20 protein-coding genes and 1 pseudogene are annotated in these 26165 nt (G+C 43.6%); 7 read left to right on the top strand and 14 right to left on the bottom strand.

Annotated features, from left to right (window positions below):
* The first annotated feature begins 55 nt into the window (after positions 1–55).
* From OH463_RS09020 to OH463_RS09000, 5 genes are read left to right on the top strand one after another with little or no spacing between them, the layout of a single operon-like run.
* Complete coding sequence (locus OH463_RS09020; RefSeq protein ID WP_053053131.1) at positions 56–1270, top strand: ATP-grasp domain-containing protein; 1215 nt, start codon at positions 56–58, stop codon at positions 1268–1270.
* Positions 1267–3078, top strand: coding sequence for an IucA/IucC family protein (locus OH463_RS09015; protein WP_269991039.1), 1812 nt, complete (start codon positions 1267–1269; stop codon positions 3076–3078). Before OH463_RS09020 ends, OH463_RS09015 begins: the two co-directional genes overlap by 4 nt.
* A gap of 6 nt (positions 3079–3084) precedes the next feature.
* Entirely contained in the window at positions 3085–4284 is a 1200-nt protein-coding gene (locus OH463_RS09010) for an MFS transporter (RefSeq protein WP_269991037.1), read from the top strand.
* On the top strand, positions 4256–6082 hold the full coding sequence (locus OH463_RS09005) for an IucA/IucC family protein (protein WP_269991035.1): 1827 nt from the start codon (positions 4256–4258) through the stop codon (positions 6080–6082). The genes OH463_RS09010 and OH463_RS09005 overlap by 29 nt, the downstream gene beginning before the upstream one ends.
* On the top strand, positions 6075–7277 hold the full coding sequence (locus tag OH463_RS09000; protein WP_017819186.1) for a type III PLP-dependent enzyme: 1203 nt from the start codon (positions 6075–6077) through the stop codon (positions 7275–7277). The genes OH463_RS09005 and OH463_RS09000 overlap by 8 nt, the downstream gene beginning before the upstream one ends.
* A gap of 103 nt (positions 7278–7380) precedes the next feature.
* Here the strand turns inward: OH463_RS09000 and OH463_RS08995 are convergent, their stop codons facing one another.
* Positions 7381–8253, bottom strand: coding sequence for an aldose 1-epimerase (locus tag OH463_RS08995; protein ID WP_017819187.1), 873 nt, complete (start codon positions 8251–8253; stop codon positions 7381–7383).
* A gap of 150 nt (positions 8254–8403) precedes the next feature.
* On the opposite strand from OH463_RS08995, the gene OH463_RS08990 reads away from it, so the two are divergent.
* Positions 8404–9624: an ROK family transcriptional regulator gene (locus OH463_RS08990; protein ID WP_045487629.1), complete on the top strand. Its 1221-nt coding sequence runs from the start codon at positions 8404–8406 to the stop codon at positions 9622–9624.
* A gap of 91 nt (positions 9625–9715) precedes the next feature.
* Here the strand turns inward: OH463_RS08990 and OH463_RS08985 are convergent, their stop codons facing one another.
* From OH463_RS08985 to OH463_RS08925, 13 genes and pseudogenes are all read right to left on the bottom strand, one after another.
* The gene (locus OH463_RS08985) at positions 9716–11143 is read right to left on the bottom strand and encodes a sugar porter family MFS transporter (protein ID WP_017188940.1); all 1428 of its coding nucleotides are present in this window, start codon (positions 11141–11143) and stop codon (positions 9716–9718) included.
* An 86-nt stretch (positions 11144–11229) separates the two neighbouring features.
* Entirely contained in the window at positions 11230–14544 is a 3315-nt protein-coding gene (locus OH463_RS08980) for a DUF5107 domain-containing protein (RefSeq protein WP_017188939.1), read from the bottom strand.
* Positions 14545–14743: 199 nt separating this feature from the next.
* A pseudogene (locus OH463_RS08975) lies at positions 14744–15234 on the bottom strand (hypothetical protein).
* A gap of 8 nt (positions 15235–15242) precedes the next feature.
* Complete coding sequence (locus OH463_RS08970; RefSeq protein WP_422456321.1) at positions 15243–15818, bottom strand: imm11 family protein; 576 nt, start codon at positions 15816–15818, stop codon at positions 15243–15245.
* A gap of 154 nt (positions 15819–15972) precedes the next feature.
* A complete protein-coding gene (locus OH463_RS08965; RefSeq protein ID WP_005449451.1) occupies positions 15973–16461 on the bottom strand; it encodes a hypothetical protein in 489 nt (162 codons plus the stop codon).
* Positions 16462–16482: 21 nt separating this feature from the next.
* Positions 16483–17049: an imm11 family protein gene (locus OH463_RS08960; RefSeq protein WP_005449454.1), complete on the bottom strand. Its 567-nt coding sequence runs from the start codon at positions 17047–17049 to the stop codon at positions 16483–16485.
* Between the two features lie 7 nt (positions 17050–17056).
* Complete coding sequence (locus OH463_RS08955; RefSeq protein ID WP_100224515.1) at positions 17057–17803, bottom strand: AHH domain-containing protein; 747 nt, start codon at positions 17801–17803, stop codon at positions 17057–17059.
* A 2-nt stretch (positions 17804–17805) separates the two neighbouring features.
* Complete coding sequence (locus tag OH463_RS08950; RefSeq protein WP_080993213.1) at positions 17806–19323, bottom strand: PAAR-like domain-containing protein; 1518 nt, start codon at positions 19321–19323, stop codon at positions 17806–17808.
* A gap of 149 nt (positions 19324–19472) precedes the next feature.
* Positions 19473–20264, bottom strand: coding sequence for a type IVB secretion system protein IcmH/DotU (gene icmH, locus OH463_RS08945; RefSeq protein ID WP_025505396.1), 792 nt, complete (start codon positions 20262–20264; stop codon positions 19473–19475).
* Complete coding sequence (gene tssK, locus OH463_RS08940; RefSeq protein WP_009696478.1) at positions 20261–21586, bottom strand: type VI secretion system baseplate subunit TssK; 1326 nt, start codon at positions 21584–21586, stop codon at positions 20261–20263. The genes icmH and tssK overlap by 4 nt, the downstream gene beginning before the upstream one ends.
* A gap of 11 nt (positions 21587–21597) precedes the next feature.
* Complete coding sequence (gene tssJ, locus OH463_RS08935; protein ID WP_005449460.1) at positions 21598–22098, bottom strand: type VI secretion system lipoprotein TssJ; 501 nt, start codon at positions 22096–22098, stop codon at positions 21598–21600.
* Positions 22091–23605, bottom strand: coding sequence for an FHA domain-containing protein (locus tag OH463_RS08930; protein WP_269991026.1), 1515 nt, complete (start codon positions 23603–23605; stop codon positions 22091–22093). Before OH463_RS08930 ends, tssJ begins: the two co-directional genes overlap by 8 nt.
* Positions 23606–23614: 9 nt before the next feature.
* Complete coding sequence (locus tag OH463_RS08925; RefSeq protein ID WP_005449462.1) at positions 23615–24214, bottom strand: hypothetical protein; 600 nt, start codon at positions 24212–24214, stop codon at positions 23615–23617.
* Between the two features lie 623 nt (positions 24215–24837).
* Here OH463_RS08925 and OH463_RS08920 point away from each other — a divergent pair.
* Complete coding sequence (locus OH463_RS08920; RefSeq protein ID WP_114092926.1) at positions 24838–26142, top strand: type VI secretion system ImpA family N-terminal domain-containing protein; 1305 nt, start codon at positions 24838–24840, stop codon at positions 26140–26142.
* Positions 26143–26165 lie beyond the last annotated feature (23 nt).

Genomic DNA, 26165 nt, shown 5'->3' with positions numbered 1-26165 from the left:
TTGGAAGCCGACTGTGAGCACGCAGTAACAACGTTAGACAAATTAGGAAAGTCCCATGAAATCAACGATGATCATCGTGAGTCATGTCGTTAATGATGCAGTCACCCACGGCTTCGTACCTGCAGCAAAAGCGATGGGTCTTCACGTCGTGTTGATCACTGACCACAAGCTCAACCATCTCAAGTTGGCCAGTGAAGATAACCAGTTCACCCCCGATGACATTCTAGAATGTGATGTTTTCAATCCACTTGAACTCATCGAGGTCATCACGGAGCACGAATTACACCCTAGCGCTATTTTTAGTAACAGCGATCATTTGCAAACTTCAACGGCTATCTGTGCTCAATTCTTTAACTTGCCCGCTAAAGACTGGACTGTGACGTTAAAAGCTAAGAACAAGCACCTAACTCGCCAAGTCCTCAATGACAAATCATTGCCAAGCACACCAAGTATCTTGCTGCATCAAGGTGACTCATCGCCTCGCAAGACACTCAATTTCCCTGTCGTCGCAAAGCCAAAGGAAGGCGTTGCAAGTTTGGATGTTCAACGCTGCGACACCGATGCCGCACTTGGGGATTATTGCGATGCATTCTGGCAAAAACACCCAACCACTCCTGTCTTGGTTGAAGAGTTTTTGCAGGGCCCGCTTATCACAATAGAAACATTAGGGGATGGCGATAACTTACTCGCCGTTGGTGGGTTTGATGTCGAACTGTCTGCCCCACCGCACTTTATCGAGATGGCGGCGTGTTGGAATGGTACTCACAGCGTCCAATTTCGTGACGAATGCCTCCGCCAGTTGAAAGTTTTTGGTGTCGGATTCGGCGTGTGCCATAGCGAATTTATTATCACCGATTCCGGTCCCGTGTTGGTGGAGGTCAATTATCGCAGTATCGGAGATGGACGCGAGTTTCTACTTAATAACCTGAGCCATCATCAGTGGTTTAGCACCATTTTAAAACTGCATCTTGGCGACAAACTTGAACTGGACTTCACTATCCAAGGTAGCGCTCAAGTGCACTATGTTGTCGCCGACACGAGCGGAACCATAGCAGGTACATCAACATCTTTCATTCATCAAGAAGGCGATATTGTTACGCAACAACAGGTTCTTAAGCCCGCTGGAGAGCACATCCAACAAAGCTATTCAAACAAAGACTACCTAGCCAGGATTTCCATTAGCTCACCATCCGGACAGTCATTGCAGCCTTCACTCAAACAGGCTCTCGCCACTTTCAACCTTGTGCCAGTCGAAGAGGTAACGGCATGAACGACAACGTTTTATATCTCACCCAGCGTTTAATCGATACGTGTCTACGCGAAGATTTATTTGGTTTAGTTTCTCAAGGCGCTTTCATTAATGCTTTACCCAACAAATTGAACATCAATGCTTATGGCGCAGACCAAACTTGGCTCGCCTTCTCAACACAAGATTTAAAACTTTACTTACCTGTTACGCCTTTTTATTACATGCAGCGATGGGTCTACGGCGTGACTAACCACCATGCGCCAACCTGCTGGTTTGTAGAGAAAAATGGAACCGTTGAATCACAGCAACATTACCGCGATTGGATTGAAGTATTAAAAGCTTGTGCTCACGAAAGCTCTCATTCGTTACTCGATGGATATCTACAAGAACTCGAATGTGCGGAAAAGCATAAAGGCTTATGTGACAAAGCATTCGAGCAAAACTCAGCAGCATTGATGCAGCCAATATCGGAACTCAATGGTTGGGAACGTAAACTGTTACAAGCAGACCAAATCGCTTCATATTTGGATCATCCATACTATCCGACAGCTCGAGCAAAATTTGGACTGAGTGATAATGACTTAGCGCAATATGCACCGGAGTTTGCCAAGAGTTTTACTTTGCGTTGGTTAGCCATTGAAAAATCACTAGTGACCTTAACCTCTGCGCCTCCTGAGTGCTGGCCAACAATGGAGCAAGTTGGATTGCCTGCCGACTTTTCACTGAGTCATGACTTGTTCCCTGCTCATCCGTTGACTTTACGCAGTTTAGAGTCACTACCTGAAGGCGTGATTGAAGCGCCACTAGCTTTTCTCGAGGTGACACCAACCTTATCGGTGCGCACTGTGGTAGTGAACCAAACACCGAATGTTCATATAAAAGTGCCACTTATTATGCGTTCGTTAGGAACTAAGAACATTCGTCTTATTAAACCATCGACACTGTATGACGGTCATTGGTTTGAGCGTTTGTTAACGCATTTAGAGCAAAGTGATAGTGAGCTAAGTGGCACGCTTTTCCACTGTAACGAAAAGCATGGTGGGCACGTTGGCGATGATAAAACGTTCGCTTACATTGTGCGCGAATACCCTGTTCACCACTGCGAAGACCAAGCATTAGTGCCTGTTGCAGCCCTTGCCAGTCCAATGCCTGATGGTCGCTTATTCCTTGAGCATCTCGCTGAACAATACTACCAGCAAGATACATTGGCTTGGTTTACCGACTACGTTGATCTGTTATGTAAAGTGCATCTGACTCTTTGGTTGCGTTATGGCATTGCTTTGGAATCCAATCAGCAAAACGCCATCATTGCGTTCAATAAAGAAGGCAAAATGACGTTAGCTATGAAGGACAATGACGCCGCTCGTATCTGGCCAAATCGTTTCAAAGCGTTTGAACAGCATTCCCCTGTTCAGTGCGATCAACTACTGGATCAACGAATTAAGGTCGATAATGAACTCGCGTTGGGTCAGATGTTTACCACGATTACGCTGCAACTGGATATTGCCGCGATTGTAGAGGCAATGGCAGCGAAAGGGATTGCTTCAAGCGCCTCTTTGTACGCAGTAGTCGCACGAAGCCTCGCTTATTATATCGACTACTTAGGCGCACAAGGTCACGAAACAAAATTGGCACGCGAACTCTTATTTGATTCCCCAGATTTGTACGCCAAATATTTGTTGAGCTCAGGGAGTCTACTTTCCAAAGAAGCATCAGGTGCAAGCGATATCAACAAATATTATGGGTTATCCGCGCCCAACTTCTTGTTGTTAACCAGCGAAGACGCTCAACATGCTTATCTCACTGCCATTAAACAGAGCGTGAGCTAATTAATCATGACCAAACTCATCTACAGCGTACTGCTTTGCCATTTTATCGCTGCATTTGCTGCGTTAGGCATGCCGTTGTTCTTACCGACGGTGTTACCCACTTTTGGAGCCCACATAAATGCAGACTGGGCAGGTGTTTTGTTTATTCTCCCTACCTTCTGCACTGCTATGGCCGCTCGTTTTTGGGGGCAGTTTGCCGACCAATACGGCAGACGCCGTTCTCTACTGCGCGCTCAAGTTGGTCTCGCCGCGGGGTTTATGCTGTGTGGCTTAGCAACAACGCTACCCATGTTTGTGTTTGGTCTCATTATTCAAGGAACGTTTGGCGGAACAATGGCAGCGTCTAATAGCTACCTTTCAAGCCAAATAGAAGATGCGAAAGCGCTGAGTAAAACGCTCAATAAAACCCAACTATCTGCTCGTTTGGCTCTGATAGTGGCACCCATTGGGCTAGGATGGACGTTATCGGAATCCAACCCTCTGAATGCATACCTGTGGTTAGCCGTATTGCCACTTGTGGCATTTGCGATCACGCTTACCCTACCCGTCGATCAAACCGAAACGCCTTCCCCCCAATCGGACGCTCTTGTAGACAAATCTGATGTTATATCGGACTGCTCGTTACGTGCTCTATATTGGGTGTTTGGTGCTCAGTTCAGCTTTGCTTTCGCTATGGTAGTGACCTTCCCGTACTTCTCGCCTTATGTTGAGCAATACGGCAACGTGAATCCGGCATGGATCGGCTTCCTGTATGCGATTCCGCATGGTGTTTATCTTGTTTTTGCAACCAAGATTCATGCACTTTCAGAGAAGATCAACCGCCACCAGCAGCAACGTACACTTTGGTTGGGTTTTGCCTTACTCTCCCTCAGTTGCGTCATGCACCTCGTTCAACATGAAGTCTTACTGATCGTAGCTCGCATCGTGTTTGGCTGTGGCATGGTTTGCTGTTACCAAGGTTTACATCAAGCGCTTGCAACCCGACTTAATAGGCAACAATGCGGCAAAGTGTTTTCTCGCTTTGATGCAATGTCTAAATGGGGTGGAGTTGCCGCAGGTCTTAGCGCATCTTCTATTATCCGCTTCTATTCGCTCGACGTTCCTTTTCTCCTTTCTGCGTTGGTCAGTGCTTTGACTCTTATCGCACTGATCATCCATTCAAAATTTGGGCATCAACATGTTACAAACGCCATTGTCTCCAAGTAAAACGCTTGCGAAAAGCCAAGCACAACTCAACAATAGAAAAGCTCAGCTCAACACCATAACGGGCGTCGTCAACTGCTATCTACGCGAATACGCGCTCCCTAACAAGCAAGTTGAATGGCAGTACCGTTCAACGTCTTTACCACAAACATTGAAGCGTAACTATTCACAACAACAGCGCGTGGGCATTCATCTTCCCCATCAAAACGGTGTTTTGTTGTTGCCTGCTGAGTACGTGAGTCAGCTTGGTAAAGTCAAACTGATTGATATGCCCTGGAGCAAAATGCCGGGCTCTGGATGGCATAAATTAGATGCAATCCAAACACTGACACTGTTACTGAACTATCTAAAACAAGTGTTAGCGATTCCATTCAACAACGAGCTTGTGGCTCAAATGGAAAACAGCCTGCTGGTAACGGAGCAATTTCTAAACGCAAACACAAGACCTCAACAGCACAATGCTTTTATCGCTTCAGAGCAGTCATTGCTTTGGGGGCACTCCTTCCACCCAACGCCAAAAAGCCGTTCCGGCGTGAGTATGGATGATCTATTAGCATGCTCACCAGAAGTGGGAGCCAGCGTCCCGCTATATTGGTTTGAAGTGGATAATACATTGCTCGATGTGCTTCGCTCGGATGAACGTCATACTCCTAAGTCGATGATTGAGCAATTGGCACCAGAAAAGCCGCACTCTGGAGACGCCACCCTCTACCCTTGCCATCCATGGGAGAGCTACACGATCTTGCAAAACCCATTAGTTCAACGAGCGATTGAACAAGGCAAAATGACGCCATTAGGGCTAGGCGGAGAAAAAATGCTGCCGACATCATCGGTGCGTACCATGTACCACCCTGAAACAGAATGGTTCGCCAAGTTCTCGATTAACGTCCGCTTGACCAATTGTGTCCGTAAAAACGCATGGTATGAACTCGATAGTGCGGTGCAACTGAGCTCGATTTTGCATCCGATAAAAGAAAGTGAGCAGTTACAGAATCCGGTTTTCAAAGTGATGACAGAACCTTTTGCCACCACCATCAACTTGGAATCGATTGATTCCGAGCAAAAAGAAGATCTGACGAAAGCCCGAGAGTCGTTTGGTATCCTATATCGAGAAAACCTATCCTTGTGTGAAATTGATGTACTAGAACCAACGTTAGCGGGAGCACTATTTGCCTATGATCGCAATGGCGACAGCTGTATCGCTGCTCAATTAGAAACCAAAGCACAAGCATCAGAAACAACGTACCACGACATCGCGACTTTATGGTTTGAGCGCTACTTACACTGCTTAATTCCCGGCGTATTCAACTACTACTTTAAACATGGCGTCGCATTTGAGCCTCATTTGCAAAACACACTCATTGGGTTTGAAAAAGGCATGCCCTGCTGCGTGTGGATACGCGATCTAGAAGGCACCAAATTGCTTCCAGAATTCTGGTCACCGGAGTCATTGAACCAGCTTTCTGAACGCGCTCGCCAATCGGTTTATTACAGCCGGGAGCAAGGTTGGAATCGTATTGGTTACTGTACCTTCATCAACAACATCAGTGAAGCCATTTTCTTTATTGCGGAAGGAGACCAAACGCTTGAGAAAACGCTTTGGAACTCGGTTAAAAGCGCAATTGTTCGCTGGCAATCCGTCAATGGCAAACGACCTGAGCTTGAATCCTTGATAAACGGCGGCAGTTTCCCGAGCAAAAACAACTTTACTACGCGCTTAATGCAAAGAGCGGATAAAGAATCCAACTACACCCAAGTTCCAGTGCCATGGGCGAATCACCAAGGAGCCAATCATGCTTAATTCTTCACAGCTTCCGTTGCACGTCCAACAAGAAGTTTTGCAATTGGCAGAGCAACACATGCAGCCACTATGTGCCTACCTTTATGACCTAAAGGCGCTGGAGCAACACGTTAAACAGATGAAACACGTTCTACCCAAAAATGTAGAGCTGTTTTATGCCGCGAAAGCCAACCCATCAGAGCCAATCTTGAAAACACTCGCGCCTTATGTCGATGGTTTCGAAGCTGCGTCCGGCGGAGAGCTTGCTCATCTGCACGAACAACAACTCAATATGCCCTTGATCTTCGGCGGTCCGGGCAAAATGCCAAGCGAACTTAAGCAAGCGATTGAGCTCAACGTAGATGCAATTCATGTCGAAAGCCTCACTGAATTGCATCGCATTGGTGCATTAACAGAAAAGCTGAACCGTTCTGCCTCGATTTTTCTACGAATGAACATCGATATTGGCGATATCACCTTAAGCAAACTCGCCATGGGTGGGAAACCCACGCCTTTTGGATTGGATGAAAGCGAGTTAAGTAACGCACTCACTCTGCTGCGTGATTTTCCAAACGTGCACCTAAAAGGTTTCCACTTCCATTTAATGTCTCATCAACTCGAGGTAGATCGTCACCTAGCATTAATGCAACGTTACTTCCAAGTCGTTAAAGCTTGGCAAACACAATTTGAGCTGGATGAAGTAATGATCAACCTTGGCGGGGGCATGGGCATTAACTACCAAAATGATGAGCAGCACTTCCCTTGGATTGAATTTTGCGACAAGTTAGAGTTTTTGATCGCGAAAGAACAAGTTCAAGATTGGAAACTGCGATTTGAATGCGGACGTTACATCTCTGCACCATGCGGCTATTACGTTATGGAAGTGTTAGACATCAAGCAAAACTTAGGCGAGAACTTTGTCATTGCGCGTGGTGGTACACATCACTTCCGCACCCCTGCGGCACAAAGTCACGATCATCCATTTGCGATTTTAGCGAGTAATAAACCCAAAGTCATATCACAGCCGATTACGCACTCACACGCGACATTCGTCGGTCAACTTTGTACGCCAAAAGACGTTCTTGCGAGAAATCAAAACATTACTCACCTCGATATTGGAGATTATGTCGTGTTCACGCTTGCTGGCGCCTATGCTTGGAACATCTCTCATCAAAACTTCTTAATGCACGAACCTCCACTATTCCACTATTTCTAACACTCGCTATCAAATAGTTCCGCAGAATAAATGGTTCCACAGAATAAGCCCCTATCGCTAGGGGCTTTCATACCAATTTTTTATGGCACATTTCTCATCAAGTTCATGTCACAACTCGTATACACATACTGATTTGCATACTTTCTTGCGGCGATAAAACGCTCAGGCTTTCACAACCAAAGTTATGCGCATCAACATAATGACTTTGAGGCTCAAGGCAAAGGAAGTTACTTTCACCCGAGGGCTTATAAACTTGCAGGTAACGGCAAGGGCTCGACACTAATACTGACACCCCATTTTTGTGCCTTAGCGACGCCATAACTCCGCTATCGCTCATCTGATATCCATTATTGATCCATAAATCGGGCACTGTTTTTTCGCTATTGAAGTTGTAATCTGAAGGTATGTGCCTAACGAAACGATCAGGAAGATTCTGCTTATCTTCAAACCAAAAACCTGTCGCCGGGAATTCTACAAGTGTATCTTGCTGAACTGAGAAAAATGGATGGAAGCCAGCCCCGAAAGGAAAAGCATCATCCCCAAGGTTGGTCAGAACCATGGTAACAATAAGGGCGTCATCACACAGTTGATAAGACTGTTTGGCATGGTATTCACATACGCCGTCGATACTTGACGTTAACTCTAATTCCAAAAAGTCATCACCTGCGTTTTTGGTCAGTAATCCCCAATCAGAAATCCATCCATTTCCATGCAAGAAAAACATATCATCGATGGCACGACTAACCGGCAGCACGACTTTATGCCCACGCCAAACAAATTGATTTCCGCGAATACGATTCGCCATTGGCAGCATGGGAAACATACTTGAATCTCCGGCAAAGCCGTTGGAAGTATTGACTCTGGCTCTCAACACATCAAAGGTGAATCCGTTAATATACTGAAATGAATCAACGCACCCTCCAGCCTCATTCACGACCAACTTCAACTTGCCATTATTCAGAGTGTGAGTAGCCATCGATAAACCTTCACTTCATTATGATATGTTTGTTTATAGCTACTTTATGCAGTTAGATATTCAACAACTGATAACAAAGTCACAGAGATAACTAAACAGAATTTAGTTAGCGCCTTCTACATTAAATCATCCAAGAGCCATGTTCGAACAATGCCTAACAAACCATTTCAATCTGGCGCCCATAAGGGGTTGAATAATCAAAAAGTTCGACACTACAACTGTCGCCTTGTGATGGCATTGCTGTATAAAAGCAAAGGCATGACCAAATCAGAGTTAGCTCGTGAAACGCAACTTAGCATTCCTGCTATTAGTAAGATTGTTGATGCTTTAGTTGAGCAAGGTCGAGTAGAAAACTTCAGTGTATCCAAAGCAACAAAGGGGAACTTTGGCGGCTTGTACAAAGTATCAAGTGATCGCCCTTACACCGTGTGCATGAGTGTTTCTCCTACCCGTATCCAAGCGGTAATGGTCGATAATGAAATGACGCCCTCTTCGGACTTTATTGATCAAGCCATTACCCCACAAACACCTGACGAACTAATTGAGGATATCGTGACGGCTATTGTTGCTTGCCGTCAGTCCAAGCCAAATACCAGTTATCGACTCTCTATTGCCGTACACGGGCAAGTGGATACTCATGTAGGATCTTCCATGCGAATGCCGCAAGCTCCTTGGACACAACCTATCGAGCTAAAATATCTTCTTGAACAACGCTTGCTCGTTGAGGTCCTAGTCGACAATGATTGCGTCATGCTAGCCTTAGCTGAAAAGTGGTTAGACGGGCATCACGGTGAAGATTTTTGCGTACTCAACGTTGATTACGGTATCGGTTCTTCTTTCTTGATCCACAATGACATATACCGGGGAAAGATGTTTGGCAGTGGGCAGATTGGTCACATTAAAGTCGCGAATAACGGCATCATTTGTGGCTGTGGTCGAGAAGGTTGCTTAGAGACGGAAGCCAGTTCCACAGCGCTTTGTAAGCAATACCTTTCCCGTCAGGAAAACGCATCCAAGCTTGTGCATATCGATGACTTTGTATTCGATGATTTTGTTAAGCTGTATCAAAACGACGACCCAATTGCACAGGAAGTTGCAATGCACGCAGCCACAATTCTTGGACAATCTCTCTATAACTTTCTTATCACACTCAACATCAACAAAATCATCTTGTATGGAAACACTTGTGCTCTAGGTGAATGTTGGTTAAAGACAATCACACAACAAACACTCATTAATCCATTCGAAGACGAGAATGCTCGTAAACAAGATCTCACCGTAGTCTCGTTCGGGCATTTAACGCAAATTGAGCGAATAGTCGGGATGAGCTACCTATGGGTTGAGCAAGAGTTAGATAACCTCTATACGTAACTCCCAATTTAAGCGCAAAGAAGGTCACCTTAATAGCGACCTTCTTGAAGCTTACTCTGTTATTTTCACTCAATAGAAAGCACTGAGTGAGTTATGCGTTCACCTCTTTACCTACCGCAACTTCACGAGTAACAAGGATTTTTTCCAGTTCTTCCAAAGAGCGCCCTTTCGTTTCTGGAACGCGTTTGTAAATGAACACAAAACCACAGGCACAAATAACACCGTAAAGTAGGAAGGAACCTGAAGCACCTAACCCCGCATTAAGCAGTGGGAACGTATAAGTGAGTGCGAAACACGCGACCCAAAGTGCCAACGTGCTGACCGACATCGCGGTGCCACGAACCTTATTCGGGAACATTTCAGAAAGAAGAACCCAAGTCACTGGTGCCAACGTCAAAGCATAGATAGAAATCGCGATAAGGACGAGCATCAATACCGGCAAACCAAGCATTCCATAGGCATATGCGGCTGACATCAAACCATAAATCACCGTCAAGCCAGCCGACCCGATAATCATCAACTTACGTCGACCAATTTTATCAACAAAAGGAATCGCCAAAATGGTGAACACGAGATTGATCAATCCTGTTGCAACGATCGACTTCAAGGTATCGTTGATATCAAAGCCTGCAGAGGCAAAGATTTCCTGTGCATAGTTAAAGATGACGTTGATACCACACCACTGCTGGAAAGCAGCAAGAACAACACCGATCACCAAAATTGGCTTCACATCTGGCTTAAACAACGCACTAAACGGAAGTGAACGAGTTTCTGCAGACAAGGTACTTTCGATCTCTTGCACAGTGCGAGACGCATAACTTTCGCTACCAATACGCAGTAATGTAGCTTTCGCTTTGTCTACCATGCCCATTTTTACTAACCAACGTGGAGATTCAGGCACAACAAACATGAGCAGTAAAAACGCAAATGCAGGCACAAGTTCGGCGCCAAACATGTAACGCCAACCCATTTGACCATTCCATGATTGCAAAATATCCGCTTGCGCTGCATTGGAAGCAACAGGCTCCGCAATCAATAAGTTAATGATTTGAGCAGCAAGTACACCAATAACAATGGTCAGTTGGTTTATCGCGACAAATTTTCCTCGTTTATCAGCAGGTGCAATTTCAGCAATGTACATCGGTGACAATGCTGACGCTAAGCCAATACCAACGCCACCTATAATTCGGAACACCACAAACGCATTAAAACTATCGGCAGCGGCCGTTCCCCATGCAGAAATAACAAATAACAGTGCCGCTAAAATTAACGGACGTTTACGCCCATATTTGTCAGACACGGTGCCGGCAATAAATGCCCCAACCATACAGCCGATTAACGCTGAGCTCATTGCCCATCCAGACAATGACGCATTCGTAATGTTGAAATAAGCCTCATAGAATGGTTTGGCACCACCGATTACGACCCAATCATAACCAAATAATAATCCACCACAGGCGGCCACCAGACTGATGAGCCATATGTTTCTCATATTGAGTTGATCGCTTGTTTTACGCATAGTAAATCCTTGTAGAGGTACATATCTATTAAAGTTATTGTTTTAGAGTCACCCCAGGTGATAGGTCACCGGGAGTGACCTATCCATTAATTTTGACTGTTACAGCCAAACGCATAGCGATGTTGTGCGATTTCTTTTAATAGATTCGCTTTTGTATGAGCAGGCGCTTGTCCTAACAGTGCCTGCAATGTAAGTTCAAAATCTTCAAATCCATGACGTTCATCTATCAAAGCTAAGCCAAATTGACCCATTGCTTTTACAAATAAACAGTGTTGCTGATGTTCTGTTGTTAAATTGCTATCAAAGACAATTAACGCTGGGAGTGATACAGCAAAAAAGTCGACCTCTACAGGCCCATTCCATTCTGAGTCCGCCCAAGACACCATATCCTCAAACAGTGATACTGCTTTTGCGGTATCTCCCAATTGGTGCATTGCAGCCGCTTGATAGAACAAGTAATCAGCGGGTTGATCGTTATAGTAACGGCTTTGGTTAATCTCTTGTTTACCTTGAGTTGCAAGAGCAAAGTGCTGATTGGCACACTCTCTTTCGCCTAACTCTTGGTAGCAACGCCCTAAGAAATAGTGGATATCATTGTCAGTTTGACCAACGAGGCGACCTTCACCCAAATTTGTTGGATAAGTCAGAGCGTCATTCAATAACTCAAGCGCGTTATTGAAGCTTCGTTGTTGCATAAACTGCAATGCGTATCTCAGCTTATTGACGATGAACTGCCCTGTCACCTTACCTTCTCCCCCCTCCCAAGGGTGGAACTGCCTTGTAGATAAGCATGTCTGTGCAAGTTCGAGCTCACCACAGATGTTATACAAATTAAGCAGCTCTGCAGTTAAGTCATCTCGCTGATTGACCACTTCTAGATTTGCCTTCAAGAAAGCAAGTCGTTCTAATGGCGTATCACCCGCCGCTTTTTTCAAGTAATCCAGTTCATAGAGAACTCGGGCATCGCTCGGAGACAATTCGAATGCTAACCCCATCAAAGAAATCGCTTTATCCAGCTCTCGACGCTTGTTATAGGCATGGACAGATAGATTTCGAAGCACGGGCGCATAGTGTGAGTTGAGCCTTAGTACTGTTTCCCAATGATATACCGCTCTTGAATAGCTTCGTTTCGCATAGAAGAAGCAACCCAGTAGATATTGGGTAAAGTAATGCCCTGAAAAAGCACTTAAAACTTCAACTTCGGCTAAGGTATTCGGAAATAAAACATTGTCGTTAAATCGATCGGCAGCGACATCTAATAAGGCTTCCGCCTGTTCGGGTTCATCGACTAAATACGCTTTATAAATCAAACTCATTGAACCTGTGCTCTCGTTCAGAGCTAAGACCGCTTTAGCGCGCTCTTTTGCATCAATCGAAAGATAAAAGTTAATAAGATGAATCGTGTTAGCTTCTCTTTGATTCATAAGTTGCTTAAACGCTGATAAGTCAATATCAGAGCGAGTTAACTGATACTTTTCGAATGAAATGCCATAACCGAGAGGCTGCATCTCACTTTGTTCATCAATAAAACGAAGAGCCTCTGCGTGTCGGTTCAATGCACTAAGCAAAAACACCTTCAATGTTGCAGCTTGGTAGTGAGTACCATTCAGTTCCAGTGCTCTTTCCGCGTATTCTAATGCTTCATTTAAACGGTCTTGCTTTGTGGCAATGCGAGCAGCGGCGAAAAAGCCAGTATCACGACAATTACTACTCCACGTTGCTTTAAATACATCGCTAAAGGCAGAATCAAGACGCCCCAGTTTTTCATTTGCACAGCCACGAAGGTAGCTTGCTCTGCCGCATAAAGGGTTTTTGTTGAGCTTGTGAGCACGCTCCAAAGCGGCATCAGAATATTTAAGTGTGCCTTGATAATCCGCTCGATCATAAGCAAGCGAAGCCATCGCGACGTTGGTTGCATAATGATTTGGGTCGCGTTTGAGGGCTTCTTGGTAGTAGTCCGCTGGATTACTCGTTGCATGGTGATATTGCTGTAAATGCTGTCCAATGAAATACAGTTCTTCTACGCTCGATATATCTTCAGGTTTTTCTGGTGCGGAGGCAGGATCGGGCGTTGGTTCATCTTTAGCGTCAATATGCTCTAGATAGGACAGGCATACTCTCCCCTCCTCATTCAAGATTGTGATGGTTAAGCGCGTGCTCTCAGAAAGCTCTATGCTTTCTTCAACCACATCACCTGGAGTCATTGTCAGTTGGTGTTTAGCAAGTACACTCGCTTTGTCCGAAATAACCACCTCGTAGTTGGCAATCTCAGAAATAGCGTAAACTGCCCATTCAACGAAACGCCCGCTTCGATCCAACTTAATCGCGACTTCCGTGTTCGCATTATGAACGTTGTCTAAATTGCTATATGGAAGGAAGTGTTGAGTGAATTTTTTCTCTTCATGACTATCAATCCAAGTAAAATCCGGTTGGTTATCGGTGTAAACCCCAGTCATCAATTCGATGTAAGGTCCATTGCTGTCGGTCAACTGGCGATCCCAGGCTAATCCAAAATCACAGTTTCCCCATGTCCATTGCTTTTTGCCAGGAGAGACATGGTGATTAGCCACATGCAACAACCCTCCTTTCTCATCATGACTGTAAGCGCCAACAAAGTCATAAGCGGACTTATCTGCCATATAAGAAGTAGGAACAGGCAAATTCTTGTAGCGCGAGATGTCCGTACCCGGCGAATAGTCGACTTTGTAATATTCCCCAGTCGCTATTGGGAAATCCGAAACATCTCGTTTGCCATGGTCATATACCGCAGTGACATCTGGTGGGAAGATACTTTGATGATCATCACCACCTTTTACCGCTGGGTTAGACCACCATAGGAACTGTCGAGGAGTATCGTTGCCGTTATATACCTTGCCTGTTATCTCGACAAGCGCCTTGTTCGGATAAAGTTTGAAGCCAGCGGTTACTTGCAAACCGTACATATGTTCAACTTCACCAATCCAAACGGTAACGGCTCCATCTTCATGCTCTTCAATCTTAAAATCTGTAGGCATGAACGTTGTCGGACGATGATGTTGAGGCCAGTTAAACTCGATACCACCAGAAATCCAAGGACCAAGTAGTCCAACTAAAGCTGGCTTAACGACTTCGTTGTAGTAAATAAAATCACGCTTTTTCATCTTGTCGTACGCACGATGAATGCGCCCACCAAGCTCAGGCAATAGCATGATTTTTATATAATCATTTTCGATATATACCGCTTGATATGTCTGTTCTATTTGATGATCAGATATACTGTCGATCACGCCGTAAGGGTATACGGAGCCAGAAGAGCCTTGATAAACACGGTTTTCCAAAAATAACGGATTCGAGTCAACTTTGCCCGTCGGGTAAGTAGGTAAAACAATCTCTTCTACCCATGCTTTTGCATTCGTACTCATAATCTAAAACTACCTGTAAGTCGTTGTGATTGATTTACAGGCAGTATAAAAAGCGAACAGAAAAAAGGATGTATGAAGCAATCACGTGGTTAACTAAACGAAGTTTAGTAATAAATGTGACACTAAGACACTGGCTTTATAGAGCAACGTATATAGTATTTTTATTCATAGGTATTAAAAAAGCGCCTTTCGGCGCTTTCTATACATCTCTTACCCAAACGTCTTTAACGTCTTTTTTAAGAAGGTCAATCACACTTTGGTGAATAAACACTAAGCCAAAGTCTTCTTCTAGCTTAAATATTAATCGTTCTTCTAAGGGGATATTTTCTAATTTAGAGAAATCAAACTCTGTTGATTCAATGTCTAACCAGTTCAACTTACCGTATTGTTTTTCTTTGTCCGTCAATTTATAAGTTTGATGGATGTAAGACATACGATAATCTTCGTAAACTTTAATTTCATCATCAGGCGACTGGCTTGGAGAACAATCCCGCGAGCGTCTAACCACTCTACTCCGTGGACGACCAGTTCCTCCACTTTTGACGCAATATCACTGATGATAAATAGCTTTGGAGAAAAGGTCATTTCAAGTAGTAAATCAGGCTCAACTGGCCCTATTGACTTAGCGCTTTGTTGGAATGGGAAACTAGTAATGTCCTGCTTTGTTAGTACATGATATTGTTCTTTCATCTTAAGCCTCAAAACTTTGGAGCAAGGTCATCAGTGCTAATCTTAGCTTTTCTCAAAGAGTCAAATTCTGCCATAAAGTCAATCACATCAAACAATTCTTCACAAAAAAACATCGCCGTTTCAGCACCTTTTACTCGAAATGCTACTCTATTAGATAACGGAATTTGCTTTAACTTTTCTTCAGAAATAAATAATTCGTGGACTATCAGTTCACCGCTTCTTGGAGAGATTTCGATATCTGAACGCTCTTCATCTAGTACATCTATAATATTATTGATAGCTAAAATGTATCGATTCTGTACTTCTCCATCCTCCAACTTCAGCTGAGAAGGATAATATTCAATACCAAAAGGGTCGAAACTCATTAAGATTTCAGCAAATAGACGACTTACCGATAAATCACCACAATCAACTATCAGTCCAACGTTTTTTATACTTCCTCCTTCACTATCCGCCCACACAACAGGGTTTATCGATGAAGTTGGATGATAATGGTTTGTACTGTACATTGACTCTCTGTTATCAACGGGAGTGAAATTAGTACTAGATGCGTAGTAATCTTCTGAGATCAATGCAAAATACATATATACCCTACTTTATTTTTCCAGCGACGACTACTATAAAAAAATGCTTTTACTTCTATAGTACTGGGAGCATTATCTTAGCTATTAAAATGGTTTATTTTCCTACCTTTAGACTCCATCTTGTAACAAATGAAAAAGCGCCTTTCAGCGCTTTCTATACATCTCTTACCCAAACGTCTTTAACGTCTTTTTTAAGAAGGTCAATCACACTCTGGTGAATAAACACTAAACCAAAGTCTTCTTCTAGCTTAAATATTAATCGTTCTTCTAAAGGAACATTGTCTAGTTTAGAAAAATCAAACTCTGTTGATTCAATGTCTAGCCAGTTTAACTTGCCGTATTGTTTTTCTTTGTCCGTCAATTTATAAGTTTGATGGATGTAAGGCATACGATAATCTTCGTAAACTTTAATTTGTTCATCTGTTGGTTGGCTTGGAGAACAATCGACACGAGCGTCTAGCCACTCTACTCCATGTACGACCAGTTTCTCTACTTTTGACGCAATATCACTGATGATAAATAGCTTTGGAGAAAAGGTCATTTCCAAAAGCAAATCTGGCTCTACTGGCACTATTGGCTTAGGGCTTTGCTGGAATGGGAAGTCAGTCAAAGATTGTTTAGATAAAACTATGTAGTTAGTCATTATTCTATTTACCTACTTACACTAGACTCGGGGCGTCTCTTCGGATGTATCAAATGAAAAGGCAACGATACTAGTACTTATTTTACCCTCCTCATCTAAACGGACAAGCGCTTCAAACAACTCGATTGAGAAGAACGTTTTTGTCATTCCGACAGGTTTAAAAACGTGCCTCTTGCTATCCGGAAGTTCCTTAATCTTTTCATCAGATAAGTAAAAACGGGTAGTTACGTCAGTCACTTTTATGCTTTTATCATAATCAACGACATCTACTAAGTTATCTACTGCTATTATGTAGCGCTCAGTTAACACTCCGTCTCCGGAACAGGTTAATTTTGCGGGATAAACTTCAACACCGTATGGGTCGAAACTCATAATTAGTTCAGCAATAGGCTTAGTGACATTAAAAGCACCACCTCTGATTAAATCTAATGCTTCAATTTCATAGATATCATCATCTTTCCACACAATCTCACTTATACAAGAAGTGGGAGTGAAATCATTATCATCATAGAAAGACGACCGACTATCAACGGCAGTAAATAATGATTCACCCTCGTTAAAGTCCTCATTTATGTATGCTATTTCCATCTTAAACCTATAATTTACTAGCAACCTTTAGATAATTGAACTTAAGGGCTTTCTTATAAAAAAGTCCACTCCATATTTCTTCTATCTCCGGCCAAGTCGTATTTTTGTGTGTTCTTTGCTGACAATCTGAGCTTCTACAACCATTTCCTTTTGGAGAAAAGTCATCTCCTGTATTGTGAAGCAATATCGTAAATTCACTTATCATGTCACAAATTCTTTCCGAAAGATCATTCAGTTCTTTTCGATATACAGGAGGTGGCATTTCACAGTGTAGCTTTTCCAACGTCTCTAGCAATTCTTGCTTTACAAACTTATGATAGGCTTTAGAAGGATATGCTTTAATCTTATTTTTGTCTCTGTTCAGCATACTGGCCCTCTTCATTGGATTCCCCCCATTTAACATCGAGGTAGGCTTTGAATTAGAGTACACTTGTTCATCACTCTTAAGATTCAGTTTACTTACTGTATTTCTACCCGTATGACCACTAGAATGCCAAGGCAAACGATACTTGCACGCAACCTTTTTAGCAGTACCTTTGTCACTGCTGGGAAGTATTACTATATTGTCTAAACTGTTCCAACTGTATTCTTTGTTTCGCATCTGTTCTGTTCGCTGAGTTGATAGCTTTTCGAACAAATTAAAGCTAATCAGATGATGTCCAGTAAGAGGACAATCACATTTTTCAGCTAATATATGATTGGCCTTTAATAATGCTTCACCAGAAACATGTCGAGAAAAACCGTTATTGCTCATACTCATTTTTTCCTTCCTGGAAGGACACATTTTTTCTTATGTCGTTTATCGGCAATTGCCCGCTTACACACTCTACAACGAACTGTTTTAGTCCCTTTCTCCTCATTTGCCTTCGCAGAGTTCTTTCCTGACTGAGCAGACTCACCGGTATTATGTTTTACTTTTGCTGGATACGTTTTCTCGCCCTTACCTAAGATGCGAGCAAAAAGATCATCAAACTCGCCCATCGCTTCTTTAAGCTTATCCGGTACCATCTTATCGATGATTTTTACCTCATCCGCTAGCTTCAAGAAATACGCACCAAGCTCATCTGCGCCCATTCTGTTTGCGTATGAAGCCAACTCAGTTGCCACTTCAATACAAGGTTTTAGAACATCGCTAACAATCTGGCTGGTTTGCTTGGCGTAATCCATCCAATCTAACGTACGCAAGAATTTTTCTGGATCGCCTTTACCCATGCCTCTTAAAACAGCTAACAAAGTATCTTTTGATGTTCCTTTACCGCCTTTTAGCGCAACTTTACACGTACCTTTTACTGCACTACCAAATGTAGGAACACAGCCGACAAGGGTAAGTGAAAGCGCTAACCAGTTTTCAGGCTTATCACGCTCTTCTTCAGTCAACAAAGTCATAATGTTCGCAGATAAATCGCGCACGTCAGCGGCTTGGTCTACAACAGGAATCATTGTCAGCGCCGTATTGGCGATGATCTGCTCAACGGAAGCATCATCGTTGAAATCACCAAGAATCACGCCCCAAATCCAACTGGCGGCACCAGACATTCGCGTCCAAGCATTTTCCCAGAAGCCAACTTCACCTTTCTTTGTTTCTTCAATGATCAGTTGAGCGTTCGCACTTGGATTAAAGTTTGGATTGGTCTTCGTTGGGACATTCGGCATAAAGTCGCGGCTGTCCTCGCCGTACTCTATGGCAAACTCACCCGGAGCAACGCCACCGACCGAAGCCTTACCGTTGTTGTCTAGTGTTCCTTCAAATACGGCGCCAGATTGATCTGTGAGAGTGTAAGTTGCGCCTTGAACGGGTTCACCGTCTGAGTAAGAGAGGTACAAATCAACCGTATACGTCCCTTCCTGATCTTCCGTAACAGAAACCGATGGGTTTTGTGCGCCACCCAAACACATAGTGTTGGCTTTGTTCATGGTCATTTGGTCAGACAGACGACATACGCCCTTGCCTTCAAACTTAACCGTTGGTGAGGCTGAAATGAATTTTGCTTCGGCTTCTATGGTGCCGGATGCGACGCCTTTTTTATCGCCGCCCGCATCACCGGTACTTTTTGAAAACGTACTGCCTTTAATTGCGACACTGTTGCCGCCATCCATCGAGATAGTCGTAGTGCCACCAGCAAGATCTGCTGATTTGGCATTGTTGCCATAAGGGATAGGAACGATCGGCTTGCCGACCTTCGTTAAACAAACATCTGGGAGCGTTGCATTCGCTTCACCACCTGAGCCTTTATGAACTATCGAAAGTCCATTTGCACCAACTGTTACGCCCATAACCAATCCATTTGAATTTTGTTGATTGAATAATAAAAGAGATCGCATATTGCAATCTCTCTAAATACCTAGTGAATTTCACTAATAAGCTAGTAATACTCACGATAAAGCTGAAAACTGGCAGAAGATCTCATTTTGAGATCTCCTGTTTATCGATACACTTCAAGCAGTTGCTGGAACTTTAAATCGATGACGATGTAGGTCGCGGCATACATGATTGCGAAGGTAATCGCGCTGATACCTAAAATTAGCTTGGGTGAGACAACCCTTTTTAACGGCTTCTTAAGATACTTGGCCTTAAGGTTAACGAGAGAGACTTTCTCTTGCTCTGCCAAGCGTTCGTCTCGTACCAAGCGATAAATGGTATTGCCAATTTCAGCGAGCTTTTCGTTACCGCGTTCTTCACGACCGTATTTTCCCTGAAAACCGAGTTGAAGCAGTAAGTACAAAAATTCAATAACGTGACGGTATTTGCGTGGGTCTGCTTTTAAACGCTCGAGAATAACGAAAAACTTATCGCCGCCAGATGTTTCATTGTGGAACTCTGACAGCAAACTGTTCTGGCTCCAATGGCTGTTAGCGCCCCACTCTTGTCGGCAAACCGATTCATCAATCGCAGCACACAAACAGTATCGGATGACCAAAATGGATGCGCGATCCAATTCCATTTCATTGAGCTTACGTTCGCCTTTTCTTATCTCGCGAGCCACTTGTTCACGGAACGGCATTGGGTCATCAAGCCAAGGAATTGAGGACATACAAGACAAGCTAGCGATCAACCATGAGAATTGATCGACCAAAGGGTTGATGCCCATGTTTTCGATGTTTAGGTCTTGTACCGCGATATTACGAGACAAGTCAGGCGCTGGCATCACCTCCATCGGTTTGCCAGGCTCTGGTTGGAATAAGACTACAGTGACGTCGGTTTCTGCGTAACTCATAGACGAACAGCCCATAGTTGCAATGACAAGTTAGCAAAGTCACCCGCTACGTGAACCGCAATCGCAGCCGTGTTTTTCAGTGCTGCCCACTCTTCGCCTGTCTTATCCAGTTCGAAGTAGGTGTAACCTGCGTGGTAAGGCAAAGCACGAGGTACGACTGGCATTGGTTTAATCTCGATGCCCGGCAGTTGAAGGTTAATCAAGTCACGAATGTTATCGATAGAACCGATCTTCGTTTGGCTAACAAACTGGGTGTGAAGAACATCCAAAGTAACATCTGCTTTAACCGCAAGGATAAAGGTCGTTGTGTCGATGATCTTACTGTCTGGAATCGCTGCAGTTCTAATACCGTAGTTTTGGTCTTTCAACGTCAGTGGGATTGCGCGTTGCTCTGACATCACACTCAATGTCATTTTTGCGCTATCAAGCGTACGCGATAGACAACTGGTTAAGTCGCCATGGTTGTACTTAGTGAACTCGACTGGTCGACGAGATGCAGAACACAAGGTTGAAAGCTCGCCTTCTGCTTGAAGAAGAATGCGATAAAACGACTCAGGGTGAATACCTTCTGCACTGGCGAAATGCCAAAACAATGGTTCATATCGGTTGAGAGCTTGAAGCAGCATAAAATCAGAAACTGAAGATACACCTTGCTGGTCAACAACACCTAAACGCTGAACGATAGACTCTGCACGGTGTTTCAGCATAGAAGCAAACTCGGTTGCGAACTTGTTCAGTACGGTCGAAGCATGGATATCAATACAAGTCGGAATAAAGCTCTCATCTAGGATAACACTGCCGTCTGGCTTCACTTCTGAAATCTTTAGAATTGGGATCGATGTGTACGCACTCTTGTCTTCGTGGTCGTACATCAAGCAAAAGTTAAGCTTACCGACTACGATGTTTGCCATGTCTTCCGAATCATAGCAAGCGTCAACCGCTTCTTGCGATTCCATCGTGTAACGTGCGCCGTCTTTCTTGGTGCCGAATAGCTCTGAACGTTCAGAAGGTAACGGACAGCAAAGGTAAACCACTTTATCGGCAATCGAAGGATCAACGTCTTTTACTTCTGGCAGTTCAGCGAGCAGTGGCAGATCAAAAGGGGTTCGGTCTTGAAGAATGCCTTCAGCGCGAGTAATACCAATTTTACCCAACGCCAGCAGTTGCGAGTTAATATCTAAACGCTTAATTCCCCAATGTAGAGGCGATGCATTGGCGCTCAGCATGCTCGATAGTTTACTTTGTGAACGATCGAGTTGCTGAAAGTGCTGCGGCTTCATGAACATTCCATCTTGCCAAACAACTGGATTGTATAAAGACATGATTTTATTCCTTAAAAGTAAACTTGTTCAATGCCGCGAGTGTTGTCAGAAATTAACTCACTGCCTTCTAACTTAAGTTTGATGTAGTACTCACTCTTCTCTTCAATCACTTCAACTTTGCGCCAAGAAGAGCCATCAATATCGCGAAACGCTACCGAAAATCCGACAGCGCGAGTGGCAGGGTCAAGCTCCAAAAATTCATGGATTTTGTCACCCGGTTGCATTTGGTATTCGTAACGTTTGATGTATTCATCGCCTAACGACGCTTTGTCGTTTTCAAACAGTGCGAAGAAATCTAAGCTGCGAAATAGCACTGGTGATGTCAGTTCATGAACACGCAAAATAACTGGGGAGGATTGACCACCTTCACGAACATTAAGCACAGAAGATGCCTCAATCACTAATTCGACTGAGGACGTTTCGGGTGTAATTCCCGTTGACTCTTTAAATTGGTCCCACATGGAACAACCGGATAGCAAAGCACATCCGAGCAACATCGCAATACTACGCATGACTTCCCTTAATCGCTTTGGTGTAGTTTTTCTTGATCAGACCTTTCAATGACATCTCATTCATCTGGCGACGGTTATTGGCGTAAAACTCCACATATTCACCCCACAACTTTGATTTAGTGGTGAACATAGATTTACTTGCCACATCGCTTGCAAACGTGACAGGGTCATTCGTCTCTGACTGCTCGATCAGCAACTCATTGAGTGCCTTATTAAAAATAATTTGATGGTCGTTGAGCTCATCTAACATTTGCTCTACCAATTCGTTAGGAGATAGAAGGTTCTGGCTGTTTAGCGTCAACATCAGTTCCGCAAGATTCGAATCCGCTTCACATAATCCCTGTTCACCTTTAAGTGATTCCACCTCATGAAGGTCTTTTTGCAAATTGTCGATACACAGACGAAGACACGTTCCCATTTGCTTAAACAGCAAGGCTTCGTCGCTGATCAAATCTGGATTACTGATCCCTAAACCTTCGTAGAAGGCTTTACTAATGTCAGAGGAAGCGCCTTCTTTCTCTGGGTTCAACGATTCATTGCTAACAAAGCCCACTTTCGTTTCTGTAGTTTTCACTTCTTGTTGAGACGATTGTGTCGAAGGAATAAAGGCTTGTGTTACCTCTTCCCACTTCTGACCGGCAGGCTCTGATCTTTGAGGAGACGGCTGAATTGAGGGATTAGCGCGTTGCTCGAATGGTTGCGAACCAGACTGATGGATTTCAGGTCGCCCCCTCTCTGCTTGAGATGCAAGAGGTTCGGAGTTGGCAAAATCCTCTGGGATAACTGTGCGATTTTGAGCGGACACTATTTCTGGTCCAACTGATGCCTGGCTCGTCTCTGTATCCGCCATCCAATCTTCTGGAATCAAATTAGGGATATCGAATTCTGAGTGAATGCTAAAGCTATCATCAACAACTTGTCGTGTATTTCCGATTGGTTTGGAATGAGAAGCATCTGGCTTTTCGACATCACGAATAAGATGGTCGTCGTCGCGTTGCATCGAAAACTTCAGGTGAGCGATCGGGTCATCACTGTCCACATCGTCTTGTTTTGTTTCCATGAACAAATCTTCCAATGCACCGACTTTTTCCTCTTCCTCGACCACAGCCTCGCCAAGATTAACAAGAGGGTCATTGGAAACTCGCTCTGGGGCAATATCCGCAGCAATGTCTTGAGCTGCCGAAACATGCTCCAATGCCACACCAATCTCGTATTGACCAAGAGAAATCACATCACCGTCCACAATCGAAACCGGCTGGTTCTTGAGGATCTTGTTACCGTTGACCATAGTGCCATTTGTAGACACATCACTGATGTAAAAAGTGTCTCCGTATACGCTGACCAAGCAGTGTGTACCAGAAATAAAACGGTTGTGATCTGTCAAAGCGAGAGTACAGCTTGGCGCTCTACCAACTGAACCGCCACCTTCTGGCATTTCAATATGCTTGGCACCCGTGTATTCCTCTGGACACTTTGAAATGAATAGGACTAGCTGATGTGTTTGCATTGCTAAACCTTAAAATAGTAAAGAGACAGAAAGCTCTACCCCACCAACTCCGTCATTGACTACCGGAAGAATGTAGGAAGCTTGAGGAATAATCTGAATATGTGCATCTGGGTTACTGCCCAGTTTGATTGCAGTGCCGAGAGTAACAACTGCACCAAGTTCGAATTGGTCGATGTCATCAATACTTTCGTAACGAAAGCCATCCGAGTCTACTTTCCAGCGATTCGAATACTGCGAGTAACCAAGAGAAAGCCCGGCGCCAACGTATGGAGTAAAGATACTCCAAGAGCTCAGAGCGTATTGAGGAACGACACGAAGCTCATAGTTTGTGACCTCTTGGTAAATCCCATTTGAAGGAGCGTCAACATCCTCCGTAAGGTAATTAAGACCAAGCCACCAGCGCCAGCGGTTGTTGTTTTCGTCGATCGGACGTGTGTGCACAAGACCATACCGCAACGTATCTACGTCTCCGCTAGAACCTTCGTCATAGTCAATGCTCTCAATCGTAAGCATACTGACCGAGCCACCATACCGCTCACCTTTCGCGACAGCAAAAGTAGAGAACAAACACATGGCTGAGATTAGCCCAACTTGACTTGGTTTTAGCATTTCATCCCTCTTGGAAAACCTAGTAATAATATTCAGGGACGAAAGATATCAAGTCTCTTTTCTTTTTCAATATGGTTAAAAATAGCCCCATTAAATAAGGCAAATTACCTATAAATAAAAGCAATATAACTACTGATATATTCATAAAATCGGCAAAGGTTATTTGTACAGATATTGTGGTCACAATCAAAACAACTAAATTAGCGCGCTCTTAATTAGAAAACCCACTATCATCTAGATTCAGAAATGTTAAACAAATGATTAGTTTTCGATATTGAGACACTTTCGAGACCGACATTGTCTTAATTTTAATAATTTGATCTTAATTCAAAAAAATAACTTTTCTCATAACTACGCTTAATATTAGGAAATCCATTAATTTCATTTTTTGTCTCAACAATTGGAATATACATCACTAAAGCTAATACCAAACAAATCAACATAACCGACTTTTTTTGTGAAGGAACGTCACACTAAGTTAATTTATATTGATTTAGATATTATTTAAGATTCAAATTCTTTCTTTTGCCTATAAAATCCCTCAAAAAAAAGATGATAGCAGTGCATTTATAATTAAATGGTCAACTTCTGCCTTCCATATAATCAGTTGGAATTAAAAAAATATGTTTTTCAGCGACTTCACTCGAAGACCGATCGATGAAAGTAACCCTAGTGGATCAAATCCTAATGGCTTAGATGATTTTGACGAAATAAAGCGTCAAATAAATAACTTAAATAAAGTAACCGGAAGAGTCTCATGGAAGACTGTTCAGACTCTGTCAAAGAAGATTCTTAGCACTCAAGGTAAAGACTTTCGATGTAGCTGTTACTTTACGGTAGCCGCCACCCACAACGATGGCTTAAAAGGCTTAGTTGAGGGTTTGAACTCGTTGCTTGATTTGTGTGTCGTGTATTGGTACACCGCCTACCCTGAACACGCAAAGGCTAATGCTCGTATCAGTGCCATCGAATGGATGGTTGAATACACCGAGAAACGAGTCAAAAAACAACGAGTTTTACCAGAAGAACTTCCTCTCATCGAAGCGGCACATCAATTATGTTTACGCATCGAGGAAGAGTTGCGTCTTCACTATGGCATTAAGGCTCCATCTTTTGGTCGTATTCGTCGTATCTTGAATCAATGGATTGAAGAGATTAAGGAAGCGAAAGCCAAAGAAGTCATGGCATTAGAAGCGAAGCAAACTAAGCCAGAGCCGCCTAAACCGGTCACTGGAATTAAAGTTGATATCGCACCACCACCGAAGAACAATGCGAAACATATCCCACCAGCTCAAGAGCCTGAAACATCCAAATCAAGCCGCGTTGTGCTGCTCTCCGTGGTTGGACTACTGGGTGCGGCTTTGGCTTCTCACTTTATTTATAAGCAACATCAGTTTCAGACACTAAAAGTTGAGATTGAGCATGCCTCTTTGACAGAGCTGACGAACATCGTCGGCTCATTTAGCGTTGAAAACAAAGATCACTCCCTCTCTTTACGTTCAGCAACGATAGAACGATTAGATACGTTGATGACGGATTGGACGCTCGATCCTGTAAAAGTAAGCAGAGTAAATACGATTGATGAGCTCACTCATGAATTGACGGAAATCTACCCTGACTCATCTTCGGCTCAACAACTTCGTGAGAATTTTTTAGATCAACGTTCTCGTTTCGAAAATGAATTCGATGTCATATACAAACGCTTTACCTATGCTAGGACGGTATTCGCTAATGTCGCTAATCAGAATTCAGATAAAGACTCTAAGAAGGCGTATGAGTATAGCAATTCGCTATTTCCCCTTCTGGGTCGAATAGAGTTTGCAGAAAAAAATGCGCAGCAAAAGGAAATTGAGCGCTCCCTCCTTTTACTGAACACCTACCTATATAAGATTAATCAGTTAAAAACTGCGTCAAACGACAATAAATAACAATACAAGTAAAGAAGTTATAG

The sequence above is a fragment of the Vibrio sp. NFR genome, from assembly GCF_027587095.1.
Lineage (GTDB): Bacteria > Pseudomonadota > Gammaproteobacteria > Enterobacterales > Vibrionaceae > Vibrio > Vibrio harveyi.
Note: the sequence above shows the minus strand (reverse complement) of the source record. Positions and strands in the feature narration are given on the sequence as shown.